This window comes from Streptomyces sp. NPDC059255, assembly GCF_042752355.1.
GTDB lineage: Bacteria > Actinomycetota > Actinomycetes > Streptomycetales > Streptomycetaceae > Streptomyces.
Window position 1 is genome coordinate 319,077 of the sequence record NZ_JBHYZP010000003.1, and the last position, 20,913, is coordinate 339,989.

General features: G+C 71.6%; 23 protein-coding genes, 1 tRNA gene and 1 riboswitch. Of the genes, 13 read left to right on the forward strand and 11 right to left on the reverse strand.

Annotation, left to right across the window (positions count from 1 at the left end; translation table 11 throughout):
* Positions 1–106 precede the first annotated feature (106 nt).
* From ACFXKG_RS07095 to ACFXKG_RS07105, 3 genes are all read right to left on the reverse strand, one after another.
* Positions 107–370, reverse strand: a complete 264-nt coding sequence (locus ACFXKG_RS07095; protein ID WP_384833597.1) for a heavy-metal-associated domain-containing protein — start codon at positions 368–370, stop codon at positions 107–109.
* Positions 367–1,473, reverse strand: a complete 1,107-nt coding sequence (locus ACFXKG_RS07100; RefSeq protein ID WP_384833600.1) for a sulfite exporter TauE/SafE family protein — start codon at positions 1,471–1,473, stop codon at positions 367–369. Before ACFXKG_RS07100 ends, ACFXKG_RS07095 begins: the two co-directional genes overlap by 4 nt.
* 89 nt (positions 1,474–1,562) lie before the next feature.
* Entirely contained in the window at positions 1,563–1,949 is a 387-nt protein-coding gene (locus ACFXKG_RS07105) for a hypothetical protein (RefSeq protein WP_384833603.1), read from the reverse strand.
* A gap of 146 nt (positions 1,950–2,095) precedes the next feature.
* Here ACFXKG_RS07105 and ACFXKG_RS07110 point away from each other — a divergent pair, with 146 nt between their 5' ends.
* Complete coding sequence (locus ACFXKG_RS07110) at positions 2,096–2,809, forward strand: class I SAM-dependent methyltransferase (protein ID WP_384833606.1); 714 nt, start codon at positions 2,096–2,098, stop codon at positions 2,807–2,809.
* A gap of 161 nt (positions 2,810–2,970) precedes the next feature.
* Here ACFXKG_RS07110 and ACFXKG_RS07115 read toward each other — a convergent pair whose 3' ends face one another.
* From ACFXKG_RS07115 to ACFXKG_RS07130, 4 genes are all read right to left on the reverse strand, one after another.
* Positions 2,971–3,225, reverse strand: a complete 255-nt coding sequence (locus tag ACFXKG_RS07115; RefSeq protein WP_384833609.1) for a hypothetical protein — start codon at positions 3,223–3,225, stop codon at positions 2,971–2,973.
* Between the two features lie 79 nt (positions 3,226–3,304).
* Complete coding sequence (locus tag ACFXKG_RS07120) at positions 3,305–3,892, reverse strand: hypothetical protein (protein WP_384833612.1); 588 nt, start codon at positions 3,890–3,892, stop codon at positions 3,305–3,307.
* A gap of 73 nt (positions 3,893–3,965) precedes the next feature.
* On the reverse strand, positions 3,966–4,952 hold the full coding sequence (locus ACFXKG_RS07125; RefSeq protein ID WP_384833615.1) for a M56 family metallopeptidase: 987 nt from the start codon (positions 4,950–4,952) through the stop codon (positions 3,966–3,968).
* 3 nt (positions 4,953–4,955) lie between these two features.
* Positions 4,956–5,333: a BlaI/MecI/CopY family transcriptional regulator gene (locus ACFXKG_RS07130; protein WP_384833618.1), complete on the reverse strand. Its 378-nt coding sequence runs from the start codon at positions 5,331–5,333 to the stop codon at positions 4,956–4,958.
* Positions 5,334–5,623: 290 nt separating this feature from the next.
* Between ACFXKG_RS07130 and ACFXKG_RS07135 the strand changes: the two genes are divergently transcribed.
* From ACFXKG_RS07135 to ACFXKG_RS07150, 4 genes are all read left to right on the forward strand, one after another.
* Positions 5,624–6,310, forward strand: a complete 687-nt coding sequence (locus tag ACFXKG_RS07135) for a GNAT family N-acetyltransferase (protein WP_384833621.1) — start codon at positions 5,624–5,626, stop codon at positions 6,308–6,310.
* A 101-nt stretch (positions 6,311–6,411) separates the two neighbouring features.
* Entirely contained in the window at positions 6,412–7,419 is a 1,008-nt protein-coding gene (locus ACFXKG_RS07140; RefSeq protein WP_384833623.1) for a M15 family metallopeptidase, read from the forward strand.
* A gap of 229 nt (positions 7,420–7,648) precedes the next feature.
* Positions 7,649–8,440, forward strand: coding sequence for a phytanoyl-CoA dioxygenase family protein (locus ACFXKG_RS07145; RefSeq protein WP_384833627.1), 792 nt, complete (start codon positions 7,649–7,651; stop codon positions 8,438–8,440).
* A gap of 67 nt (positions 8,441–8,507) precedes the next feature.
* Positions 8,508–9,074: a DUF6309 family protein gene (locus ACFXKG_RS07150; RefSeq protein ID WP_384833630.1), complete on the forward strand. Its 567-nt coding sequence runs from the start codon at positions 8,508–8,510 to the stop codon at positions 9,072–9,074.
* Here ACFXKG_RS07150 and ACFXKG_RS07155 read toward each other — a convergent pair.
* Positions 9,027–9,797 (reverse strand): SDR family oxidoreductase, encoded by a 771-nt coding sequence (locus tag ACFXKG_RS07155; RefSeq protein ID WP_384833633.1) that lies wholly within the window; start codon positions 9,795–9,797, stop codon positions 9,027–9,029. The genes ACFXKG_RS07150 and ACFXKG_RS07155 overlap by 48 nt on opposite strands.
* 239 nt (positions 9,798–10,036) lie before the next feature.
* On the opposite strand from ACFXKG_RS07155, the gene ACFXKG_RS07160 reads away from it, so the two are divergent.
* The 8 genes from ACFXKG_RS07160 to ACFXKG_RS07195 all read left to right on the forward strand — a co-directional run bounded on the left by ACFXKG_RS07160 (position 10,037) and on the right by ACFXKG_RS07195 (position 17,112).
* Positions 10,037–11,401, forward strand: coding sequence for an aspartate aminotransferase family protein (locus ACFXKG_RS07160; protein WP_384833636.1), 1,365 nt, complete (start codon positions 10,037–10,039; stop codon positions 11,399–11,401).
* Between the two features lie 154 nt (positions 11,402–11,555).
* Entirely contained in the window at positions 11,556–11,771 is a 216-nt protein-coding gene (locus ACFXKG_RS07165; RefSeq protein WP_382897198.1) for a hypothetical protein, read from the forward strand.
* Positions 11,772–11,880: 109 nt separating this feature from the next.
* Positions 11,881–12,075: a hypothetical protein gene (locus ACFXKG_RS07170; RefSeq protein ID WP_384833639.1), complete on the forward strand. Its 195-nt coding sequence runs from the start codon at positions 11,881–11,883 to the stop codon at positions 12,073–12,075.
* 95 nt (positions 12,076–12,170) lie between these two features.
* Positions 12,171–12,244, forward strand: a tRNA-Met gene (locus tag ACFXKG_RS07175).
* A 140-nt stretch (positions 12,245–12,384) separates the two neighbouring features.
* A complete protein-coding gene (locus ACFXKG_RS07180) occupies positions 12,385–13,131 on the forward strand; it encodes a MerR family transcriptional regulator (protein ID WP_384833642.1) in 747 nt (248 codons plus the stop codon).
* A 289-nt stretch (positions 13,132–13,420) separates the two neighbouring features.
* Positions 13,421–14,581: a PP2C family protein-serine/threonine phosphatase gene (locus ACFXKG_RS07185; RefSeq protein WP_384833738.1), complete on the forward strand. Its 1,161-nt coding sequence runs from the start codon at positions 13,421–13,423 to the stop codon at positions 14,579–14,581.
* A 248-nt stretch (positions 14,582–14,829) separates the two neighbouring features.
* Positions 14,830–14,984, forward strand: a riboswitch (cyclic di-AMP (ydaO/yuaA leader).
* Between the two features lie 11 nt (positions 14,985–14,995).
* Entirely contained in the window at positions 14,996–16,045 is a 1,050-nt protein-coding gene (locus tag ACFXKG_RS07190; RefSeq protein ID WP_384833645.1) for a M23 family metallopeptidase, read from the forward strand.
* Between the two features lie 122 nt (positions 16,046–16,167).
* On the forward strand, positions 16,168–17,112 hold the full coding sequence (locus ACFXKG_RS07195; protein ID WP_384833648.1) for an aldo/keto reductase: 945 nt from the start codon (positions 16,168–16,170) through the stop codon (positions 17,110–17,112).
* Between the two features lie 23 nt (positions 17,113–17,135).
* Here ACFXKG_RS07195 and ACFXKG_RS07200 read toward each other — a convergent pair whose 3' ends face one another.
* The 3 genes from ACFXKG_RS07200 to lhgO form a co-directional block, all read right to left on the reverse strand.
* Positions 17,136–18,413, reverse strand: coding sequence for a PrsW family intramembrane metalloprotease (locus ACFXKG_RS07200; protein WP_384833741.1), 1,278 nt, complete (start codon positions 18,411–18,413; stop codon positions 17,136–17,138).
* A 154-nt stretch (positions 18,414–18,567) separates the two neighbouring features.
* Positions 18,568–19,347 carry a tRNA (guanosine(46)-N7)-methyltransferase TrmB gene (trmB, locus tag ACFXKG_RS07205; protein WP_384833744.1) on the reverse strand — a complete coding sequence of 260 codons (780 nt, stop codon included), beginning with the start codon at positions 19,345–19,347 and terminating at the stop codon, positions 18,568–18,570.
* A gap of 245 nt (positions 19,348–19,592) precedes the next feature.
* A complete protein-coding gene (gene lhgO / locus ACFXKG_RS07210) occupies positions 19,593–20,810 on the reverse strand; it encodes an L-2-hydroxyglutarate oxidase (protein WP_384833651.1) in 1,218 nt (405 codons plus the stop codon).
* Positions 20,811–20,913 lie beyond the last annotated feature (103 nt).

The following is a 20,913-nucleotide window of genomic DNA, read 5'->3' on the forward strand; positions in this document are numbered from 1 at the left end:
TACACACAACTTACCAATGATCCGCTTCTCGCGGTTCCTCGCCTGCCTTACCCTCCTCCGCGGGGCCCCGCCGCACCTCACCCCCCCGGCCGCCGCCACGGCGTACTCACCCGATGACGGTGGCCCGGTAGCCGGCCCGCTCGACGGCGCCGATCAGTTCGGCGTGGTCGGCTGCTCCTTCGCCGGTCAGGTGGACGGTGGAGCGGCCCTTGCTCACATCGGTACGGGAGGACCGCACCCCGGGCACCTCCTCGACCTCGTCGTCGATGAGCAGACCGCAGCTGGAGCAGTGCATGCCCTCGACCTTCAGCACCACCCGCGGACCACTGCCCGTGTCCCGTTCACCGGTCTTTCCACGGAACCACTTCATGCCGGGCCTTCCTTGAAGTCGATCGTTCCGCCCTGCATGCCCATGGCGCACGAGAAGGCGAGCTTGCCGGGCTCGCGGGTGCCGAGGTCGATGTTCGTGTCGCCGTCGCGCTCGGCGATCTCCTGGACGCCGAGTTCGGGGATGGTGAAGGCGCGGGCGCAGCCGCCGGAGTCCTTGCCGCGCAGGACCAGAGTGGTGGGCACGCCGGCCTCGGCGGTGAAGGTGGTGGGCTCGTAGAAGTCGGTGACGGTCAGGACGATGGTCTGCTTCCCGTCGGCGCCGATGGTCACCGGGCCCTGCCGTACGGGTGCGCCGGGCTGGACGGGGCCAGGGTCCGCGGCCGCGGCGGGCGCGTTGCTGCCGGCCGTGGAGTACCAGCCGCCCGCCTGGAGACCGGAGACGACGGTCCAGGCCGCGACCCCGAGGACGACCACGCCCGTAACGATGCCGAGCCGCCCGGAGAAGGCCCGGCTGCCCCGGCGGAAGAGGTAGCCGAGCGCGGCGAACAGCGGGGCGGTGCCGAGCACGAACCCGGCCAGCACGGCCGCGCCCGCCACGGCTGATCCCGAGGTGACGGCGACGAGTTCGACCGACAGTGTCACCCCGCACGGGATGAGCACGGTCGCGAAGCCGAGCAGCGCGGGAGCGCGTGTGGAACCGGACTTGGCGCGGCGGCGCACCAGCCGTCCGAAGGACTCCGGAGGCCGGGGCACCAGGCGGGCCACGGCTTTCACCCCGAGAAGATCCAGGGCGAACAGCACCATCAGGACACCGGCGGCGATCAGCAGAACCGCCCGGGTGCGGGGGCTGGGCTGCAGGGCGGCGCCGAAGACGCCGAGCAGCGCACCGAGGAGGGTGTGCGAGAGCAGCTTCCCGGCGAGGAACGCACCGACCGGAGCCAGCGGTTCGGAGAGCCTGGAGCCGGACTTCCCGGTGCCGGGCGTTCCGGTGCCGGGCGTTCCGGTGTCCGGCTTTCCGGCGCCGGGAGTACGGCGGCTGACGGCGCCGGCCAGCAGGCCGCCCTGGACGGCGGCACACGAAGCGCCACCGGCGAGCAGGCCGGTGCCGACACTGGTGGCGAAGAGGGCAAGGATTGAAGGCATGCGTGTGGGTTCTCCGTTACGACAGAGAGGAGAGGCACGCGCGCAGGACGGCGTGCCGGATCGGATCGGGTCTCGGAAGCGAGGCGCGATCAGGTCCGGCTCACACACAGCCTGTCGAGGTCGGGCCCCTCACGGGACCCCGGGCCGGGAGGCGCCCGCTCGACATGCACCCCCGCCGCCACACGGTCCACGACCGTCGCGCGGACACTGTCGGTGAGCGGCAGCGGAGCGGGCGACGGCCGGTGCTGGGCCTGGGGTGCGCATTCCATGTCACCCATGGGGCACCCAGGTTCGGCGGACTGCCCGTCGATCGGGCCTACGGACCATGCCGTCGCCGGCATGTTCATCGGCGCCATGTCCGTCGGCGCCGCCGCCGCAGCGGGCCGAGCGATCCCCGTCGTACAGATGGCCAGCGTGAACACGACGAACAGCCCGGCCCACAGCCGGGCCACTGTCGGTCGTACGAACCGGGCCATGGGACGGGATGCTAGCCGCCTCTCGCGCCGCGCCCTCACGGCCCCCGGCCGGTGGTCGACGTACCTGCCGGCAGCAGAACAGAAGGGGCGTGCGGTACCGGACGCCTCAAAAAGGGCACCCTTGTGTAAGGAGGTCCAGGCGCCGGATGCCTGCGCACCTGCACCACACCGGCAAGGAGACCACCATGGCCGAAGCGGTGTCGCATCCGCTGTTCGCCCGGCTCTATCCGCGCATCAACGCCTTCGCCGAGGCGCACGGCTCCGTCGAGCACCGCCGAGAACTCCTCGCCGGAGTACGAGGCCGGGTGATCGAGATCGGCGCGGGTACGGGCGCGAACTTCAGGCACTATCCGCCCGAGGTGGAAGAAGTGGTCGCGGTGGAGCCAGAACCCCGGCTGCGCGCCCTCGCGGAACGGGCCGTCACCGGGGCGCCCGTACCGGTGCGGGTGGTGTCCGGCCGGGCCGAGGAGCTTCCCGTACCGGACGGAAACTTCGACGCGGCCGTGATCTCGCTCGTGCTGTGCACCCTCCCGGACGTCCCGGGCTCCCTCGCCGAGGCCGCGCGCGTCCTCAAGCCGGGCGGAGAGCTGCGCTTCTACGAGCACGTCCGGTCGCAGAAGCGGAGCATCCTCCGCCGGCAGAGGATGCTGAATCCGCCCTGGCGGCTGTTGTGCGGCGGCTGCAACCTCACCCGCGACACAGAACGCGCGATCACCGAAGCGGGGTTCACCGTTGACGAGATCCGCCGCTTCGACTTCCTCATCAACGGCCGGAGCACCCCGGCCTCCCCGTCAATCATCGGAATCGCCCGCCCACCGGCCGCCGGTCAGGAGCGTGGGGGTGTCATGAATCAGGTGTAGCCCCTCCAGCGGGCGCCCAGCGGACTCCCCGCAGCGACGTCCGTGCGTGAGCGATGCGTGAGCGCCCCGATCGGTTTCGGCTGATCGGGGCGCTCCGTTGTTCAGGGGCACTTGGGCGGAAGCGATCGGGTCTCCGCAGTGCTCCACCGCCGTGTCGAGGGTCAGGTCACGTTCTTCTCGTCGCGCCGTTCGCGCCTGGTGTGCCACGTGGTGACGGCGAACAGGACGACGGCCAGAACGCCGACGAGTACGAAGAGGAGGGTCTGGGCGGAGGTCAGGAAGGTGATCAGACCCTCCCCGGTGCGAGGAGTGTTCTGCGGTTGGTAGACCTCGGCGGGTGGCGGGGTTTCCGGCTGGGTGAGGATGCGCGGGCAGGCCGAGCCTGCCCGGCACGCCTCGATGAGGCGCGTGGGCATACGGGTACTCCTGGGATGGTGTCGACGGTCGCTCGTCACGGCCGGGTGGCGCGTGAGGGACGCGGGGCAACGCCGTCGTTCACGGTCCGCAGGGGACTCGTTGGTGTCGCAGGGTGAGGTGCGCGGTCTGGGAGGAGAGCGCCGGTGGGGCGAGGAGCCCGGGGTGGGGTGTGCTGGGCTCGTACGGCTGCGGCAGTTGGACCGAGAGGGCCTTTGCCAGTCGTACGGCCCACTGCCTTGCTGGTTCCGTCCAGGCGTGGAAGAGCTGCGAGGGCAGGGCGCACGCGCTGTGCAGGAGCCAGGCCAGGGCCAGTCCGGCGGTGAGGTTGAGTGCGGCCATGGCGGGGCTGCTGTGGTGCCAGACGGGAGGCAGCCGGTGGTGTCCGTCCCTCGTGACCGCGGTCTCGGTGGCGTTGAGCCAGGTCGGCAGTACCGCCTGGACCAGCACGACGACCGCGACGACGGCGCGGGGTGTCCCGAAGTGGAAGGCGGGTGCGGCGCCGGCGAACATCACCAGGGCGGCGAGTGCCAGGCTCGGCCAGGAGACGGGTGAGTCCGCCGTCGCGTGGTGCAGTCCCGCCGCCGTGGCGCTGGTCAGCGCGGTGAACGCGGCGGCGCGTGCGGCGCTTCCTGTCACCGTGCGGGCGGGGGCGGTCAGGATCAGCATGTCCGGTTCAGTATGGCCCGGTCGGCCACGTCGCGTACGGGCATTCCGGACGGCCCTGTCACGTCCCCGCGGCTCATTTCTCTGCCGACGGGTCGCAGCGCGGCGGGCAGTGGGCGGTGTCCGCGATCGTGGCGGCCGGGGCCAGCGACACGGTGGTGGGCACCATGAGCAGGGCGGCGGCAGCTCCTGCCGCCAGGAGGGGCAGGGCGCGAGCCGCGGAGGACCGCTGTCCGGCGAGGAGCCGGCGGATCCGCTCGGCCGGGTCCGCCCCGGTCATGGCCGGGAGGCCGGCGCCGGCGTCACCGGGGGCGGTGCACATCTCCAGCAGCGCGGCGGCGAGGGTGCGTTGCCCGTGAGTGTCGGCCGCGTGGTCGTCGGCCGCCATCTCCGCCAGGCGCCGGGTCTGTTCCGCGTAGTCGCGCAGGGCACCGCTCCAGCCGACGGCCGCGGTCACCACCTCGGCAAGGACGATCACGCGGTGATGCCGGAAGCGCAGGTGCGCCTGTTCGTGGGCGACGGTGGCCGACACCTGCTCGGGGGTGAGCAGGGACAGGGCGCCGCGGGTCAGGACGACGCGGGCGTCGTGCCGTGAACCCGGGATGCAGAAAGCGGCCGGTACGGGATCTTCGAGGACGCGGACCCGCCGCAGCGGACCGGTCCCGTACGGGGCGAGCGCGTCGGCGACCAGTCGGTGCCGGTCCCGTTCATGACGGGAGATCCGCATCCGCCGTACGGCCAGTACGGTCACCGTGCTCACGGCGGCGAGCAGCGCGACCGTCGCGCCGGTGGCGATCTCGTCGGCGTACCAGGAGCCGCTGTAGAGGGCGTGGACCTGGGGTTTGTCCGCGTGGAACAGCCAGACCACGGCGTGTTCCCACAGGTCGTGCGCGGTGAGTACGAGAGCGCAGGTGACGGTGGCGAGGAAGGTGACGGCGCAGGTGTGCCACAGGCGCAGTGCGGTCCGGGGTGAGTGGACCACCCATGCCGCGCGGGTGAGGACCCGGTTGCCCGCCACGCCCAGGAGGGCCGCGTACAGGAGCAGGGTGCCGATGACCAGCATGGTTCAGCCTCCGTTCCGCGGCGGGGCGATGGGGGGATCGGCCAGGGCTTCCCGCAGGGCCGCGGCTTCCTTCGGGTCGAGGCGGCCGGCGAAGCGCAGCAGGGCGCTGGCCCGGTCGGTGGAGGCGTCCAGGACCTGGCCCATGAGTTCCGCGGTGTACTCGTCGGCGCTCCGGGCGGCGCTGTAGCGGTAGGACCGGCCTTCTTTTTCTCTGGTCAGCCAGCCTTTCTCACGCAGCCGTTCGGTGACGGTCATCACGGTCGTATAGGCCAGCGTGCGGGGGCCGTTGAGCGCGTCGGTCAGGGTGTGGATGGTGACGGGCTCGGCCCGCTGCCACACCACCCGCATGATTTCCGACTCCAGCTCACCGAACGCGCGCATGGCCACCATCCCCTCCCAGGGTCCGTCGTCGTGGGGCTCGTACCAGTCTGCCCGCCATGGCGGGCCCGTTCGGCCCGGCTCGCGTCGAAGACACCACAGACTACTTCTACAGAGCGTAGTAGATTTATTTCTACACGGCGTAGTAGTTTGCCGCTGTGGACGCCGAAACCCGCGCTACCGCGCCATCGAGCCCTGCCCGCCCCGCCCCGGATCCGCAGCCGGCCGGACGCCGCCTTCCCGCCATGAGAGGCGCCGGGTCGGCCCCCCACCGCCCTTACGCCGTGCGGTTCATGGACCCCGAGCACCTGCCGTACGTCGTACGGGAGCACCTGCGGCTCTTCCCCGACGGGTTCTTCGCCCGCCTCGGCCCCGGATTCCTGGCGGCGTACACCCGCACCTACCTGACCAGCCCGCACGCCCTGGCCTTCATCGCCGTGGCGAAGCAACAGCCGGTCGGCTACCTGGTGGGCGTGACGGACCCGGCGCTCCACCGTCGCCATGTGCTGCGCCGGCACGGCGGCACGCTGCTGATACGGGCTCTCGGCGGCCTGGCCGTGCGGCCCGGCCTGCTGGTGCACTTCCTGCGGACCAGGGCTCCCCGGTACTACCGCAAGCTGATGCGACGCCAACAGCCCGGACAGGCCACCCCGGTCGCCCCGCAGGCGTCCCTGGGCCCGGGGGCGGTGCTCGCGCACATCGCCGTGGACGAGTCGGCCCGCTCCCTGGGGATAGGGGTGGACCTCATCGAACGCTTCGTCGCCGCTTCCGCCATAGCCGGGTGCGCGCGGGTCTCCCTCGTGACCATGGAAGGACCCGGAGGCGCCGGGCCGTACTACGAACGCCGCGGATGGCGGCGCGAGGGCGGGAGCAGCACGCCCGAAGGACGCCGCCTGCTCACCTACGAGCGCGTCCTCGACACCCCTTCCTGGCCCCCGGGCCGGACCAGGCAGGAAACCGGCGAACCGCCTCTCGGCTGATCTCTTCCGCTCTCTTCCGCTCTCTTCCGCCGCGCTCCGCCCGCCGCCCCCGCCTGCCGCTCGCCGCGTAAGGCGCCGCTGTCCCAACCAGAAGGATCGCCTTGACCAGCCGCAGGACCGTTCCCGTCCGGGAGACCACGGAACACCACGCGCGCCCGGCGCTTCACCGCCGAATCGCCTCTGTTCGAGGTGGCGGTCGGCGCCGCGCACTCCCCGGGCGCGCGCTGGCCGCCGCCTGCGTCCTGCTCGCCACCGCGTGCGCGACCGGAACGGATACGACAGAGGGCGGCCCGCGGGCCGGGGAATCACGAACGGCGTCCCCGGGACCCTCGCCGTCGGCGAACCCGGTCGTCGAGGAGATTCCGGCGGAGCAGTGGCAACGGATCGTCGAGACCGGCACGTGGCGCGAGGGCTGCCCTGTCACCCGCGAGGACCTGCGCCGCGTCGAGGTCAACTACGTCGACTTCGAGGGCGGGACACGGCGGGGCGTGCTGGTCGTCAACGCCGACATCGCCGAGAGCATCTCACGCGTCTTCACCCGCCTGTTCGACGAACGGTTCCCCATCAATCGCATGCAGCCGGTGGAAGCGTACGAGGGGGACACCAAGGCCAGCCTGGAGGACAACAACACGGCCGCCTACAACTGCCGTCGGCTGGACCAGATCAACGCCCCGGTGAAGGAATCCCCCCACGCCAACGGCCGCGCCATCGACATCAACCCGTTGCAGAACCCCTGGAAGGACCTCCGTTGCAAGTGCTGGTCCCCCAGCGCCGAGTACGCCGAACGTGCCCCGGGCAAGGGGGCCATCCTCGACGGCGGACTCGTATGGCGGACCTTCATCGACGAAGGCTGGATCTGGCAGAACATCAAGGTGCCCGACTACATGCACTTCGACGCCGGATATCCCTCCGTTCCCGTCACCGGAGGAAGGCCCTCGCCCACCACGAGCGCCGCACCTCCGCCCGACTACCCCCTGTCCGACGCATCCCCGTCACCGAGCAATCAGCCGGCCGGAGCCGCGGCGCGTTCGTGGTGGGGAAGAGCCGACTCGGGGCGCCCCGCGGAACGTGGCGCGGGGAGCGGGGAGCGGGGCGCGTGGAACGTATGAGCGGGGTGATGTCCTGGCATTCGTGCGGTTCTTGCCAGGGTGGCGCGCTTCGGCCATTGTCCTTCGCTTCCGGTCTGCCCCGATGAATTGTTGGCTACCTTTGGGCGCTGTTCCAGGAAAGCCCGGAACATTGCAGTCGCCTGGGATCCCTCGGTGCACGCGTCCGTGCATATGCCATGACTGATTGCCGACGGAATTCGTGGAGAGCGGAAGAGAGGGGTGTCGCACCATGCGTGAACAGCTTCCCCCGGTACCGGAACTCGACGGGAGTCTGCTGGAGCAATTCGAGGAACGGGGGTATCTCGTCCTTCCCGGATTCATTCCGTCCGGTTCGCTGGAACCGCTGGAGCGGGAAGTGGATCTCTGGGTGGACAGCGGATTACGGCAGCGGTCCATCGACGCGTGCCGGGAGCCCGAGGTGTACGGGACGCCGGACATGGTGGAGATACAGCTGGCGGCCCATGGTGAACTGGCCGTGCACCCGCCGCTGCTGGCGCTGCTCTCCGAGGTGATGGGGCCCTCGTTCGTCTTTCACCACCTGCACTGCGACCGGCGCCCGCCCGGTGCTCCCGGCAAGGCGTGGCACCACGACTACGAGCAGATTCCGCAGCGCCGGCGGGACCGGGTGATGGTGCACGCGCTGCACTACCCGCGAGGGCTGAGGCCGGAGATGGGCGGGCTCGCCGTACTGCCCGGGTCGCACCGGGAGGTCGCCGAGAAGACCGCCCGTGCCCACCTCGGGACGCGGAAGCTGCCCTCCGAGGCCCTGATCGACGACCTGCCCGCCGGGTCGACGGTGGTGCTGCACTCCGCGCTGTTCCACGCCCGCCGCTCGACCCCCGGTGCCACGGGCGGGCCCCGCTACATGATCGACGCGTCGTACTGCCAGACCGGCACGCGCTGGCCGCCCGTCAAGCCGTACTGGCGTCATGTGCTCGCCACCGCACGGGGGCTGGGGCTCGACCGGGGTCGGTGGCCGGATCTGTTCGACGAGCGCCACTTCACCGAGTACGAGGGGTGAAAGGGCAGCCGGTCGGTGGGAAGGGAACTGGTGTGGGCGGGGAAGCCGGAGGGGTGTGGTCGGTCGTATGAGAGTGGTCGCCTCCGTTACGTTCGAGACGGTTCAGCGCCGGTTCGCGCGGGCGCATCCGCTCGAACTCACCCATGAGGCCAACACCAATGACGAGGCCGAGGAGCACATCCTGCACGCCCAGCACACGCTCGGGGCGTGGCAGCGTGTGGTGCTCGACCGGGACGATCTGCTGCGCATCGTGCTGCCGTGGCACCTGGGCGAGGGCGGCGAGCGGGAACTCGTCCCCGCGTCGGGGCTGACCGTCGGGCAAGCGGTGGCCCGGTTACGGGAGTTGGGCGACACCTACGCCCGTACGAACCCGGTCTGCGCCCGCAAGCTCGACCGGATGACCACCGCGCCCTTCTCCGCGCTCTTCCTCAGCGCCCGCGCGGTGCCCGGGGTCGACTACGCGGGACTGGTGGTACGGGAGGGGCTGATCCACCTCGACGGGCTGCACCGCGCGCTCGCGTGGGAGCGCGCGGGCCGGCTCACCCCCGGCACCCGGATCGAGGCGTTCCTCGCGGTTCCGGCCGCGTCAGCCGCGGCCGACGTACGGCATCGCGCTGGGCAGGACGGCGACTGACTGGACGTTCACGCCCCTCGGCAGATTCGCCATGACGAGCACCATCTCCACCACATGGCGGATGTCCATCGTCGGCTCCACGCGCAGCGTGCCGTCCGCCTGCCGGACCGCCGGCTGCTCCCGGCCCACCGGGGTCACATTGCCGATGTCGATCTGCCCGCACGAGATGTCGTAACGGCGGCCGTCCAGCGACAGCGAGCGCGTCAGCCCGGCCACGGCGTGCTTCGCCGCGGTGAAAGCGATCGAATCCGGTCGCGGCACCTGGGCGGAGGGGGCCCCGTTGTTGATGATCCGGCCACCGCGCGGCGTCTGGTCCTTCATCATCCGGTACGCCGCCCGCGCGCAGAGGAAGGTGCCGGTGGCGATCGAGTCCATGACGCGGTGCCAGTCCCCGACGGAGACATCCTCCGTCGGGGTGTACGGCATGGTGTCCGCCGCGTTGTTGAACAACAGGTCCAGCCGTCCGAAACGCGTGCCCACCTCGTCGAACAGCCGGGCCACGGCATCGGCGTCCGTGATGTCCGCCGACACCGGAACCGCGCGCTCCGCCGCCGGGCCCGCGAGCGCCGCCGTCTCCTTCAGGGCCTCCTCGCGCCGCCCGGTCAGCACCACCGTCCAGCCGTCCGCCAGCAGTCCCAGCGAACAAGCCCGGCCGATACCGCTCCCGGCGCCGGTGACGACGGCGATCGCGATCTTTTCGGCCAATTCAGCGGATTCAGTCATGCCCGACTTCCTTTCACCGCATTCTGGATCTCCGCGAAGACGGAGACGAGAGTCGACGAGTCTGGGGACCGGCTGTGACCCCGTCAAGATGTGGATCCGACCGACGAAACGTGAATCCGTCGGGGCCATCGAGTGCATCGAGTGCATCGAGTACGTCGGCTTCGGCAGGTCCGCCAGGTCCGCCAGGTCCTTCGGCTCCGTCGATCAGTTCGAACAAATTGCCCGGGCAGGAGTGACACATGAAACCGATGAATCCATCCGGCTTACCTGTTTCCGGCGTTCCCGCGCTCGGCGGAACCGCGAACAGCAGCGCACTGTTCGAGCGGGCCAAGAAATCCCTCGCGGGCGGAATCAGTTCCTCCGCGCGGCTCACCTCCACCGGGCCCCACCCGTATCCGCTTTACATCACCAGCGGCTCCGGCGCCCGCATCCGGGACGCGGACGGAAACGAGTACGTCGACTATCTCGCCGCGTACGGCAGCGCGGTCCTCGGGCACGCGAACCCCGCGCTCACCGACGCCCTCACCGGGGTCCTCGCCGGCGGGACCATGTTCGGCACCTGCAACGTGCCCGAGGTCGAACTCGCCGAACTCATCCGCGCGATGGTCCCCTGCGCCGATCTCGTCCGCTTCGCCAACTCCGGCTCGGAGGCGGTCCAGGGAGCGATACGGGCCGCGCGCGGCCACAGCGGGCTCTCGAAGGTGCTCAAGTTCGAGGGCCACTACCACGGCTGGACGGACACCCTCGCGATCTCCAACCGGCCCCCCGAGGCGGCGGCCGGGCCGTACGGCGCCCCGCACTCCGTGCCGCACTCCCCGGGCATCCCGTCCGGTGTCAGCGGCGATGTCGTCGTCTGCCCGTGGAACGACCCGGACGCGCTCGTCGCCGTACTCGACGCCCACCGCGGCGAACTCGCCGCCGTCATCTGCGAACCCATCGTCGCCAACAACGCCTGCACCATGCCCGGCCCCGGCTACCTGCGCTTCCTGCGCGACGAGTGCACGGCGCGCGGCATCCTGCTCGTCTTCGACGAGGTCTGCACCGGCTTCCGGACCGGCCCGGGCGGCGCGCAGGCCCTCTACGACGTCGTGCCCGACCTGGCCGTCTACTCCAAGGCCCTCGGCGGCGGGCTGCCCATCGCCGCCTTCGCGGGCCGCCGCGAGGTGATGGCCGCGCTCGCCAACGGCCGGGTCAAGCACGGCGGTACGTACAACGCCTCACCGCTCTGCGCCACCGCCGCCCTCGTCACCCTCACCGCGCTCGCCGACCCCGCCGTCGTCAAGAAGATCGACGACACCGGCCGGCGGATCATGGAGACCATCCGCAGGGCCGCCACCGACCACCGGGTGGAGTGCGCGGTGCAGGGCGTCGGCGCGATGTTCCAGGTGGTGTTCTCACCGGGCGGCGCCCCCACCCGCCACTACCGCGACACGCTCCACCTGGACCAGCGGCGGTACGACCTCTTCCGCCACGAGTTGCTGCGCCGCGGCATCCACATCAACGCGCACGGTCTGGCCTGCTGGTTCGTGTCGGCCGCCGTGACGGACGACGACACCGACCGGACCTGCGCCGCGATCGACGAGGTTTTCGCCGTTCTGGGGTGAGACGTCCGTGGGGCCCGAGGGGACTGGGAGGCCTGGGGTGCCCGAGAGTCCCGAGGGGCCCCGGGGGTGAATGTGACGCACGCTACAGGCCGGTACGGAAGATAGCGCGCCCCAGATGCTGCGGACCGGGCGAGATCGTCGCACTCTTGGCCGTATGAGTGATGCACCGATCGTCGTCCACCGGGCGTCAGGGACGGGCGGGCGGCGGGTCACGGTCCGCGGGCAGATCATGGGACTCGCCCACTCCGACGCCCACCTGGTCGAATTCCTGCGGCTGGCCGGGCTGCCCGACGCCTGGGAGCTGCTGGACGACCCGGCCTGGGTGGAGTGGCAGGGCGGCCCCGCGCACGAGTACACCGTGGTGGTGTGAGGCGGACGGTGTCGCGTGGTGGGGTTCGGGCGCTGGGTGCCGGGTGCCGGACCTGGGCGCAGGCGCCACGCTCCGCCGATTGTCAGTGGCCGGCCGTAGCCTTGCTCCCATGTTCGCTTCTTCTGCCACCCCGGAGTCCGCGTCCCCGTCCCCTGTCAGATCCGCCGCTGTGGTGAACGCGGAGATCCGCGCGCTGTGGGCGCGTGCGGGCAGTGCGCTGTCCTCGGCCGAGCAGGAGCGTTACCAGCGGCTGCTGGTGGAGTGGGCCGCCGCCGTGCGGGCGGATGTCGTCGAGGCCGCCTAGGCCCTGTCGTTCGGCCCGGCCGGGCACCCTTCCGGCCGCGGCCACGGGAATTGGTAATGATCTTGCTCCGGATGGCGTAGAGTCTTATTCAGCGGCGCGGGGTGGAGCAGCTCGGTAGCTCGCTGGGCTCATAACCCAGAGGTCGCAGGTTCAAATCCTGTCCCCGCTACTACGAAGAAAACGAAGGCCCGGATTCCTGGTGAATCCGGGCCTTCGTCGTGTGCCCGTTCCCTGATCCGTGTCCCGGGGATCCGTGCCCTCGGAATCGCGCTTGACCTTTACGTAACGTCAACTTCTACCGTGAACGTCATGGAGTGGTCGATCCAGGACATCGCGAAGAAAGCCGGTACGACGAGCCGTACGCTCCGGCACTACGGCGAGCTGGGGCTGCTGGAGCCCAGCAGGACCGGCGTCAACGGATACCGGTACTACGACCAGGAGGCCCTGGTCCGGCTGCAGCGGATCCTGCTGCTGCGGGGGCTGGGTCTCGGGCTGCCGGACATCGCCCGGATCCTCGACGGCCAGCAGGACACGGCCGCCGCCCTGCGCGGCCATCTGGGGCTGCTGGAGCAGGAACGCGAGCGCATCGGCCGGCTGATCACGTCGGTGCGGACCACTCTCCACAAGACCGAGAACGGAGAGGAACTCATGGCAGAGGAAGTGTTCGACGGCTTCGCGCACACACGGTACGAGCAGGAGGTCACCGAGAGGTGGGGCCGCCCCGCCTACGAGAAGAGCGACCGCTGGTGGCGCTCGCTGAGCGAGGAGGAGCGCCGGGCGTTCCAGGAGCGGCACGAGTCGATCGCCCGCGACTGGGGGCGCGCGGCGGCGGCCGGCCACGACGCGTCCGGCGAGGAGGCGCAGGCGATCGCCCGGCGTCACTGTGACTGGCTGGCGGTGACCATGGAGCCCACCAGGTCTTATGTCATCGGAGTCACGGCCACGTACGTCGATGATCCACGTTTCACCGCGACGTATGACAAGTACGGTGAAGGTACGGCTGTGCTCGTGCGGGACGCCATGAAGGTGTACGCCGAGCGCCACCTGACCGACTGAGCGTCTTCACACCGGCCTCCGTGCCATCGGTCTCCGTAGCCCAGTCGGCCGACGGCGGGTCGCCTCCCGGCGCGGCGGCGGCCAGCCTGGGTGGAGCGCGGTGCCGTCCGCAGCCGTCGGCGGAACGGGCAGGAGACGACTGGTGGGGAAGCTCAGGAGAATCCGGGAACGCCTCGGCGGCAGAAGCAGACAGGACGCCGACGGCGCCGGGATTCTGGGCGCCGACGCCGCGGGTTTCTGGGCGACCGGCACGTACGGGCGCGACCATCGCAGGGACCCCGCCCGCGACCTGGGCCGGGTGGCGGACCGGGCGCCGTACGGACCGGCCGGACCGTACGCGCGGCGCCTGGCCGGTCGGCGGCTCGTCCGGCTCCTGCCCGCCCTGGTGATCATCGGCGGGGTGGTGCTCGACCTGGTGACCCCGGCCCGCGTGACCGCGGCGCCGTTCTTCGCCGCCGCCCCGCTGATCGCCGCCCCGTTCTTCCCGCTGCTCGGCGTCCTGCTGGTGGCCGTGGCCTCGCTCGCCGCCGAGGTGGCGCTCCGTATCCATACGGACACGCTCACGACGGTGGTGTCGGTCAGCGAACTGCTGACGGTGCTGGTCGTCTCCGCCCTCGCGCTCTACATCAACGGCGTCGTCAGACGCAGCGGCGAACGGCTCGCCTCCGCCCGCGTCATCGCCGAGACCGCCCAGCGCGCCGTGCTGCCCAGACCCGCCGAGCGGATCGGCGGGCTGCGGATCGCGGCGCGGTACGAGGCGGCGCAGGAGGGCGCGTTCATCGGCGGCGACCTGTTCGCCGTGCAGGACACGCCGTACGGGGTACGGCTGGTCGTCGGCGACGTACGGGGGAAGGGGCTGGAGGCGGTCGAGGCGGTCGCCGTCATCATCGGGTCGTTCCGGGAGGCGGCGGAGCAGGAGAGCTCGCTGGAGGGCGTCGCGCAGCGGCTGGAGCGCTCGCTCCTGCGGGAGGGGACGGGGCGGGACGGGCTCGATGTCTTCGAAGGGTTCACCACGGCCGTACTGGCGGAGATCCCGCACGGCGAGGGCATCGTACGGCTCGTCAACCGGGGCCATCCCGAGCCGCTGATCTGTCACGGCGGTGCCGTACGGATGCTGAGGGCGCAGGACCCCGCGCTGCCGCTCGGCATGAGCGAGCTGGGCGCGTGGCCCGACCGGGCCGAGCAGTCCGCGTACCCCGACGGCGCGACGCTGCTCTTCTACACGGACGGGCTCACCGAGGCGCGCGACGCGCACGGGATCTTCTACGTCCCGTGCGAGCGGCTCGACGGGCGGATCTTCCAGGGGCCCGACGAAATGCTCCAGGCGCTGATCGACGACGTACGGCGGCACACGGGCGGCGGAAGCCAGGACGACATGGCGCTGCTGGCGATCAGCCGGCCCTCGGAGGGCGAGCCGGAGCGGCGTCGGACGATGCCGATCGTGCCCTGAGCGCGCGGCATCACTCATGGTGACCGGCGGGTATCCCTCCGCATAACGTTTGACATACCGTCAAGTATGCAGGGCGGACCAATGTGCCCCGAGCGCCGATCAACTCGCCCGGATGCGCGCTCTTGTGTCCCGTTACGTCCGTTGCGAAGTCGTTAACGATCATCGGGAACAGCTTGGAATAAGGCCCTGGTCTCTATTAACGTTCGATAACGCAGCGCGGTTGTCCCAGCCGTCGCCAGAGATGGCACCGTGCGCGTGCGCCGAATCCCGCGAGGGAACCGGGGAACCACCAATTGGGGTGAATCGGGAGTTACTTGCCGCTTCGTGCGGCAGGGGACACCCGTAGGAGACCTTCCTGCTCCGAACCCGTCAGCTAACCCGGTAGGCGAGAAGGAAGGAAAGGAGCACGCCTCAGTGGCGTCCAACAAGCCTGCCCCCACGGCCACCTTCGAAACCCACTCCTTCGGCAGCGGCAGTGAGAACGAGGCGCCCGGGACCTGGGGGGAGTGGAATCCCACCGAGGAGTCCATCCGCCCCGTACGCGGCAGGCACCGCGTCGCCAAGCAGCGCAACGGGCTCGCCCGCAGCTCCACGGTCCTGGGTGTCGGCGTCATCGCCGCCGTCGGCGCGGGCGGCATCGCCACCGCGCAGGACAAGCCCGCGGTCTCCATATCCCTGCCCGACGCCATCGCGGACAACCTTCCCGACGCCAAGTCCCTGCCGGGGATGGGCTCCCTGGGGTCGGACGACGCGGACTCCGCGTCGGACGTGCTGGCCCGCGCGCCCCTGAGCACCGCCGGCCTGACCGCCGCGGACGCCGAGCAGGGCACCACCGACGCCGGCGAGGCGCTGCGCGCCCGCATCCTCCAGCAGGCCGAGCGGCAGCAGGCGAAGGCCGACGCGACGCAGCAGGCGGCGGAGGAGGACGCGGCCGCCGAGAAGGCCGCGAGCCAGGCCAAGGCGCGGCAGAACGACGCGGAGAAGAAGATCGAGGCGGCCAAGAAGAAGGCCGAGGCGGAGGCCAAGGCCAAGGCCGAGCAGGAGCGTCTCGCCAAGCTGGCGGCCAGCTTCTCCCTCCCCACCTCCTCGTACACCCTCACCTCCTCCTTCGGCCAGTCCGGCTCCCTCTGGTCCTCCGGCTACCACACCGGCCTGGACTTCGCGGCGCCGACGGGCACCCCCGTCAAGGCCGTGCACAGCGGCACCGTCAAGTCGGCCGGCTGGTCGGGTTCGTACGGCTACCGCACGGTCCTGGAGCTGGAGGACGGCACGGAGGTCTGGTACGCGCACCAGTCCTCGCTCTCGGTCAGCGCCGGGCAGAAGGTCTCCACCGGCGAGGTCATCGGCCGCGTCGGCGCGACCGGCAACGTCACCGGGCCCCACCTCCACCTGGAGGTCCACACGGCGGGCGGCACGGGCATCGACCCGATGGCGTGGCTGAACGGCAAGGGCATCAACCCCTGAGGCCGACGCCCCGGTCCTGAGGCCGGCCTCCCGGTCCTGAGGGTCTGGTCCTGAGGGAAGCAGGAGCACGCAGAGCGCCCCGAAACGGAATAAGGCGCTCTGCGGCGGGGTTGAAGTGACGCATGACGACTTTGCGCACACTCGGTTCCTCCGACCTCAAGGTCTTCCCGCTCGCCCTCGGCGGCAACGTCTTCGGCTGGACCGCGGACCGTACGGAGTCCTTCGCCGTCCTCGACGCGTACACCGCCGCGGGCGGCAATTTCGTGGACACCGCGGACGTCTACACGGCCTGGGTGGACGGCCATTCCGGTGGTGAGTCCGAGACCGTCCTCGGCGAGTGGTTCGCCGCGCGCGGCAACCGCTCCGACGTGCTCCTCGCGACGAAGGTGGGCGCGCACCCGGAGTTCAAGGGGCTGAAGGCGGCCACCATCAAGGCCGGGGCCGAGGAGTCGCTGCGGCGGCTCCGTACCGACTACATCGACCTGTACTACACGCACTTCGACGACCCGGACGTCCCGGTCGAGGAGATCGTCACCGCCCTCGACCAGCTCGTCACGGAGGGCAAGGTGCGTGCCGTCGCCGCCTCCAACATCAGCGCGGAGCGGCTGGACGCCTCGATCGCCTTCGCGGAGCGCGAGGGGCTGGCCCGGTACGTCGCGCTTCAGCCGCACTACAACCTGGTCTCGCGCGACACGTACGAGGGCCCCCTGCGGGACGCCGCGGTCCGCCACGGCCTCTCCGTCGTGCCGTACTTCGCCCTCGCCTCCGGCTTCCTCACCGGTAAGTACCGCCCCGGCACCCAGGTGGAGAGCGCGCGGGCCGGCAGCGCGGGCAAGTACCTGGAGTCCGAGCGGGGCGTCAAGGTGCTCGCCGCGCTGGACCGGATCGCCGCGGCGCGCGGCGCCGAGGTCGCCACCGTCGCGCTCGCCTGGCTGGCGGCGCAGCCGACCGTCATCGCGCCCCTCGCCTCCGCGCGCACGGTCGAGCAGCTTCCGACGCTGCTCGCGGGCGCCGAGCTGGAGCTGACGGCGGAGGAGCTGGCGGAGCTGACCGCCGCCTCCGCCTGACGGAGGTCACACCCGGACAGGTGTCAGTACTGGCGGTACGGGTTGTAGCCGTCGTAGTCGATGTACGGCGGCGGCACCCGTACCCGGCCGGTGGCCCGCGCCGCGTAGGTCAGCGCGGGCCCGGCTATCTCCTTGCGCTCCCACAGGTGGTGCAGCAACTCCTGCTCGCGCTCCACGAAGTCCGGGCCGACCGGGTCCCGCCCGGCCCGGTGGCGCAGAAACGCCAGGGACGTCGCGAACGCCTCGTACTCCGCGACCGTCCGCGCCGCCGCGGGCCCGTGGTGACGCCCCGCGAACCCCCGCGCCATGGAGCGCGCCCGCATCGAGGAGAGCGCGGGGGGCGCGGCCGCGGCCAGCCACCCCGCGGCGGCGTACGCGGGCAGCTCGGCCGCGAGCGTGCGCAGCTCGCGCTGCCGGCTCCAGATCACCAGCCAGGTCAGCAGCCCGAAGACCGGGACCATGAAGGCCCCGTACACGGCGTAGAAGCCGAAGGGGCCGAAGAGCGACCCCGAGCCGTTCCACAGGGCGTGCATGCCCATCGCGAGGAACAGCCCGAGCAGCGGAAAAGCCACGCGGCGGATCTTCTGCCGCCGGGCCGCCATCGCCGCCAGGCCGAAGCCGATGCCCGCCGCCGCGGTGAAGAGCGGATGCGCGAACGGCGACATCACGACCCGTACGAAGAAGGTGGCCGCCGTGACCGAGTTCAGCCCGGAGTACCCCTGGCTCTGGTCCTCGCCGAACGCGTTGCCCAGATAGAGGATGTTCTCCGTGAACGCGAAGCCGGTGGCGCTGAATCCCGCGATCACGACGCCGTCGACCAGCCCCGTGAAGCTGCGTCTGCGGAAGAGGAAGATCAGCAGGATCGCCGTCGCCTTCGCGCTCTCCTCGACGACCGGCGCTATCACCGTGGCGCCCAGCGACTCCGCGCCCGCCGGATCCGCGGTGGCGGTGGCGATCCACTCCGTCGCGAAGGAGTTCGCGATGATCGCGACGAGCGCCGCCGCGAAGGCGCCCCAGGCGAAGGCGAACAGCAGATTCCGCCACGGCCCCGGCTCGACCCGGTCCAGCCAGCGGAAGGCGGCCGCCAGCAGCGGTACGGGCAGGACGGCGAGCCCGAGGCCCACCAGGAAGCCCTGCGGCCCGGTCTGCTCCCGGACGAGCGCGAGGATCACCAGCGCGCAGAGCGCCAGTACCGTGATCACCGCCCAGGCCCTGACCGCCCTCCTGCGCCAGAACGCGCGCGTCGGCCGGTAACGCCTGCGGGCAGGCTCGGGCACGGCGCTCCACAGGTCGCCGCGCAGCTCCTGCTGCTCGTAGACGGGGATGGCCGGCTCCGGATCGGGGCGCTCGGAGTCGAGGCGCGGCGGACCGGGGCTCCGCTGGAACGGTTCTGACACCTGATGACCCTAACGAGGGGCACCGACACCCGGCGAGGGCCCGTGCCCGAACCCCGTGTCAGACGCGATCTCCGGCAGGAGTCCCGGCGGGAGTCCCGGTACGGCTCCCGGTACGGCTCCCGGTACGGCGGAACAGCAGGTCGTGCACCACGTGCCCCTTGTCGAGCCCCTGGCCCTCGAACCGGGTCAGCGGCCGGAAGGCGGGCCGGGGCGCGTAGCCGCCGTCCGGCGCCGTGTTCTCGAAGTCCGGATGCGCGGTGAGCTCGGCGAGCATCTGCTCGGCGTACGGTTCCCAGTCGGTCGCGCAGTGCAGTACGGCCCCGGGCTTCAGCCGGGGCGCGGCCAGGGTGAGGAACTCCTGCTGGATCAGCCGGCGCTTGTGGTGCCGCTTCTTGGGCCAGGGGTCCGGGAAGTAGACGCGCATCCCGTCGAGCGACGCGGCGGGCAGCATCTCGCGGAGCAGGATGATCGCGTCGCCGTTGGCCACCCGTATGTTGGCGAGCCCCTTCTCCTCGGCGAGCCGGAGCAGATTGCCCTGGCCCGGGGTGTGCACGTCGACGGCGAGGATGCCGGTCCCGGGATCGTCGGCGGCCATCCGCGCCGTCGCCTCGCCCATCCCGAAGCCGATCTCCAGGACGACCGGCAGCCCGTCGAAGAGCGCGCCCGGATCGAGCACCCCGCGGCCGTCGATGTCCATGCCCCACACCGGCCAGAGCCGCCGCAGCGCATCGGCCTGCCCGGTGGTCACCCGGCTGCGGCGCGGCTGGAAGCTGCGGATCCGCCGCTCGAAGTGCGACCCGGCGGGGTCGGCCGCGGGGCCGGTGCCGTCGGGGAACATCCGGCCGACGGGGCGGGTCGCGGGGCGCTGCGCGGGGCGGCTCGCTGTGGGGTTCTCGGTCATCTCGGCAATCCGGGCTGGTGGGGGCGGAGGCGGGGCGGGTGCGGCCGGGATCCGGCCGTGATGCCCCAATTCTACGGACCGCTCCCGGAGCCCCGGGGCCGGACGAAGGGCGCCGGACGAAGGGCGCCAGGGGAAAGGCCAAAGGGGAAAGGCCAAAGGCCAAAGGGGAAAGGGGGAAGGCCCTACCCCTCCGCCAGCACCGCGAGCGCCCGGCGTGCCACCTCGCGCCCGATGGGCAGCGACGCGGTCGCCGCCGGGGACGGGGCGTTCAGGACGTGGACCGTGCGCCGCGCCCGCCGGATCAGGAAGTCGTCCGCCAGGGTGCCGTCCCGCAGGATCGCCTGGGCCCGTACGCCGGCCGCCGCCGGGCGCAGGTCGGCGTCCCTGACCGCGGGGAGCAGCCGCCGTACGGCCGCCGCGAAGGCCCGCTTCGAGAGCGAGCGGCGCAGCTCGCCCGCGCCGTACCGCCAGTGCCGGCGCGCCGTGTGCCAGGAGCCCGGCCAGGCCAGCGTCGCGGCCAGCTCGGCCGGGCGTACCGCGGTCCAGGTGTACCCCTCGCGGGCCAGCGCGGGGACCGCGTTCGGTCCGACGTGCACGCTGCCGTCGACGGCCCGCGTCAGATGCACCCCGAGGAACGGGAACGCCGGGTCCGGCACCGGATAGACCAGTCCCCGCACCAGCTCCGGCCTGGCCAGCTCGTAGTACTCGCCCCGGAACGGCACGATCCGCATCCCCGGGTCGTCGCCCGTGAGCCGGGCCAGCCGGTCGCACTGCAGCCCCGCGCAGTTGACCAGGGCCCGCGCCCTGACCACGCTCCCCGTCGCCGTGCGGACCGCGACGCCCCAGGGGCGCCGGTCGACGGCGGTGACCTCGGATCCGTACCGTACGCAGGCGCCGGCGGCCTCCGCCGAGGCGGCGAGCTGCCGGGCGACCGCCGCGAAGTCGCAGATGCCCGTCGTGCCGACCCGGATCGCCGCGAGGCCGCGCACCTGCGGCTCGTACTCCATGATCTGGGCCGGGCCCAGCTCCCGGACCGGCAGGCCGTTCTCCCGGCCGCGCTGGACCAGGGCGTGCAGCCGGGGCAGCTCGTCGCGGCGGGTGGCGACGATCAGCTTGCCCGTGACCCGGTGCGGAATGCCGTACTCCGCGCAGAACTTGACCATCTCGGCGGAGCCGCGCACCGCGTACCGCGCCTTGAGCGATCCCGGGCGGTAGTAGACCCCGCTGTGGATCACCCCGCTGTTGTGGCCCGTCTGATGGCGCGCGGGACCGGACTCCTTCTCCAGCACCACGACGCGGGTGCCCGGCGCCGCGCGCGTGATCGCGTACGCCGTCGACAGGCCGACGATCCCGCCGCCGATCACCAGAACCTCGCAGTCGAACCCCACGTGCCCGCCCATCGCGCGCGTCACCTCCCACCCCGATAGTGCACTGGCCCGCCCGCGGTCCGCTTAAACCCGCGCGAGGTGATCAACGCACCCGATCCGGCGGCCGGCGCCGAGG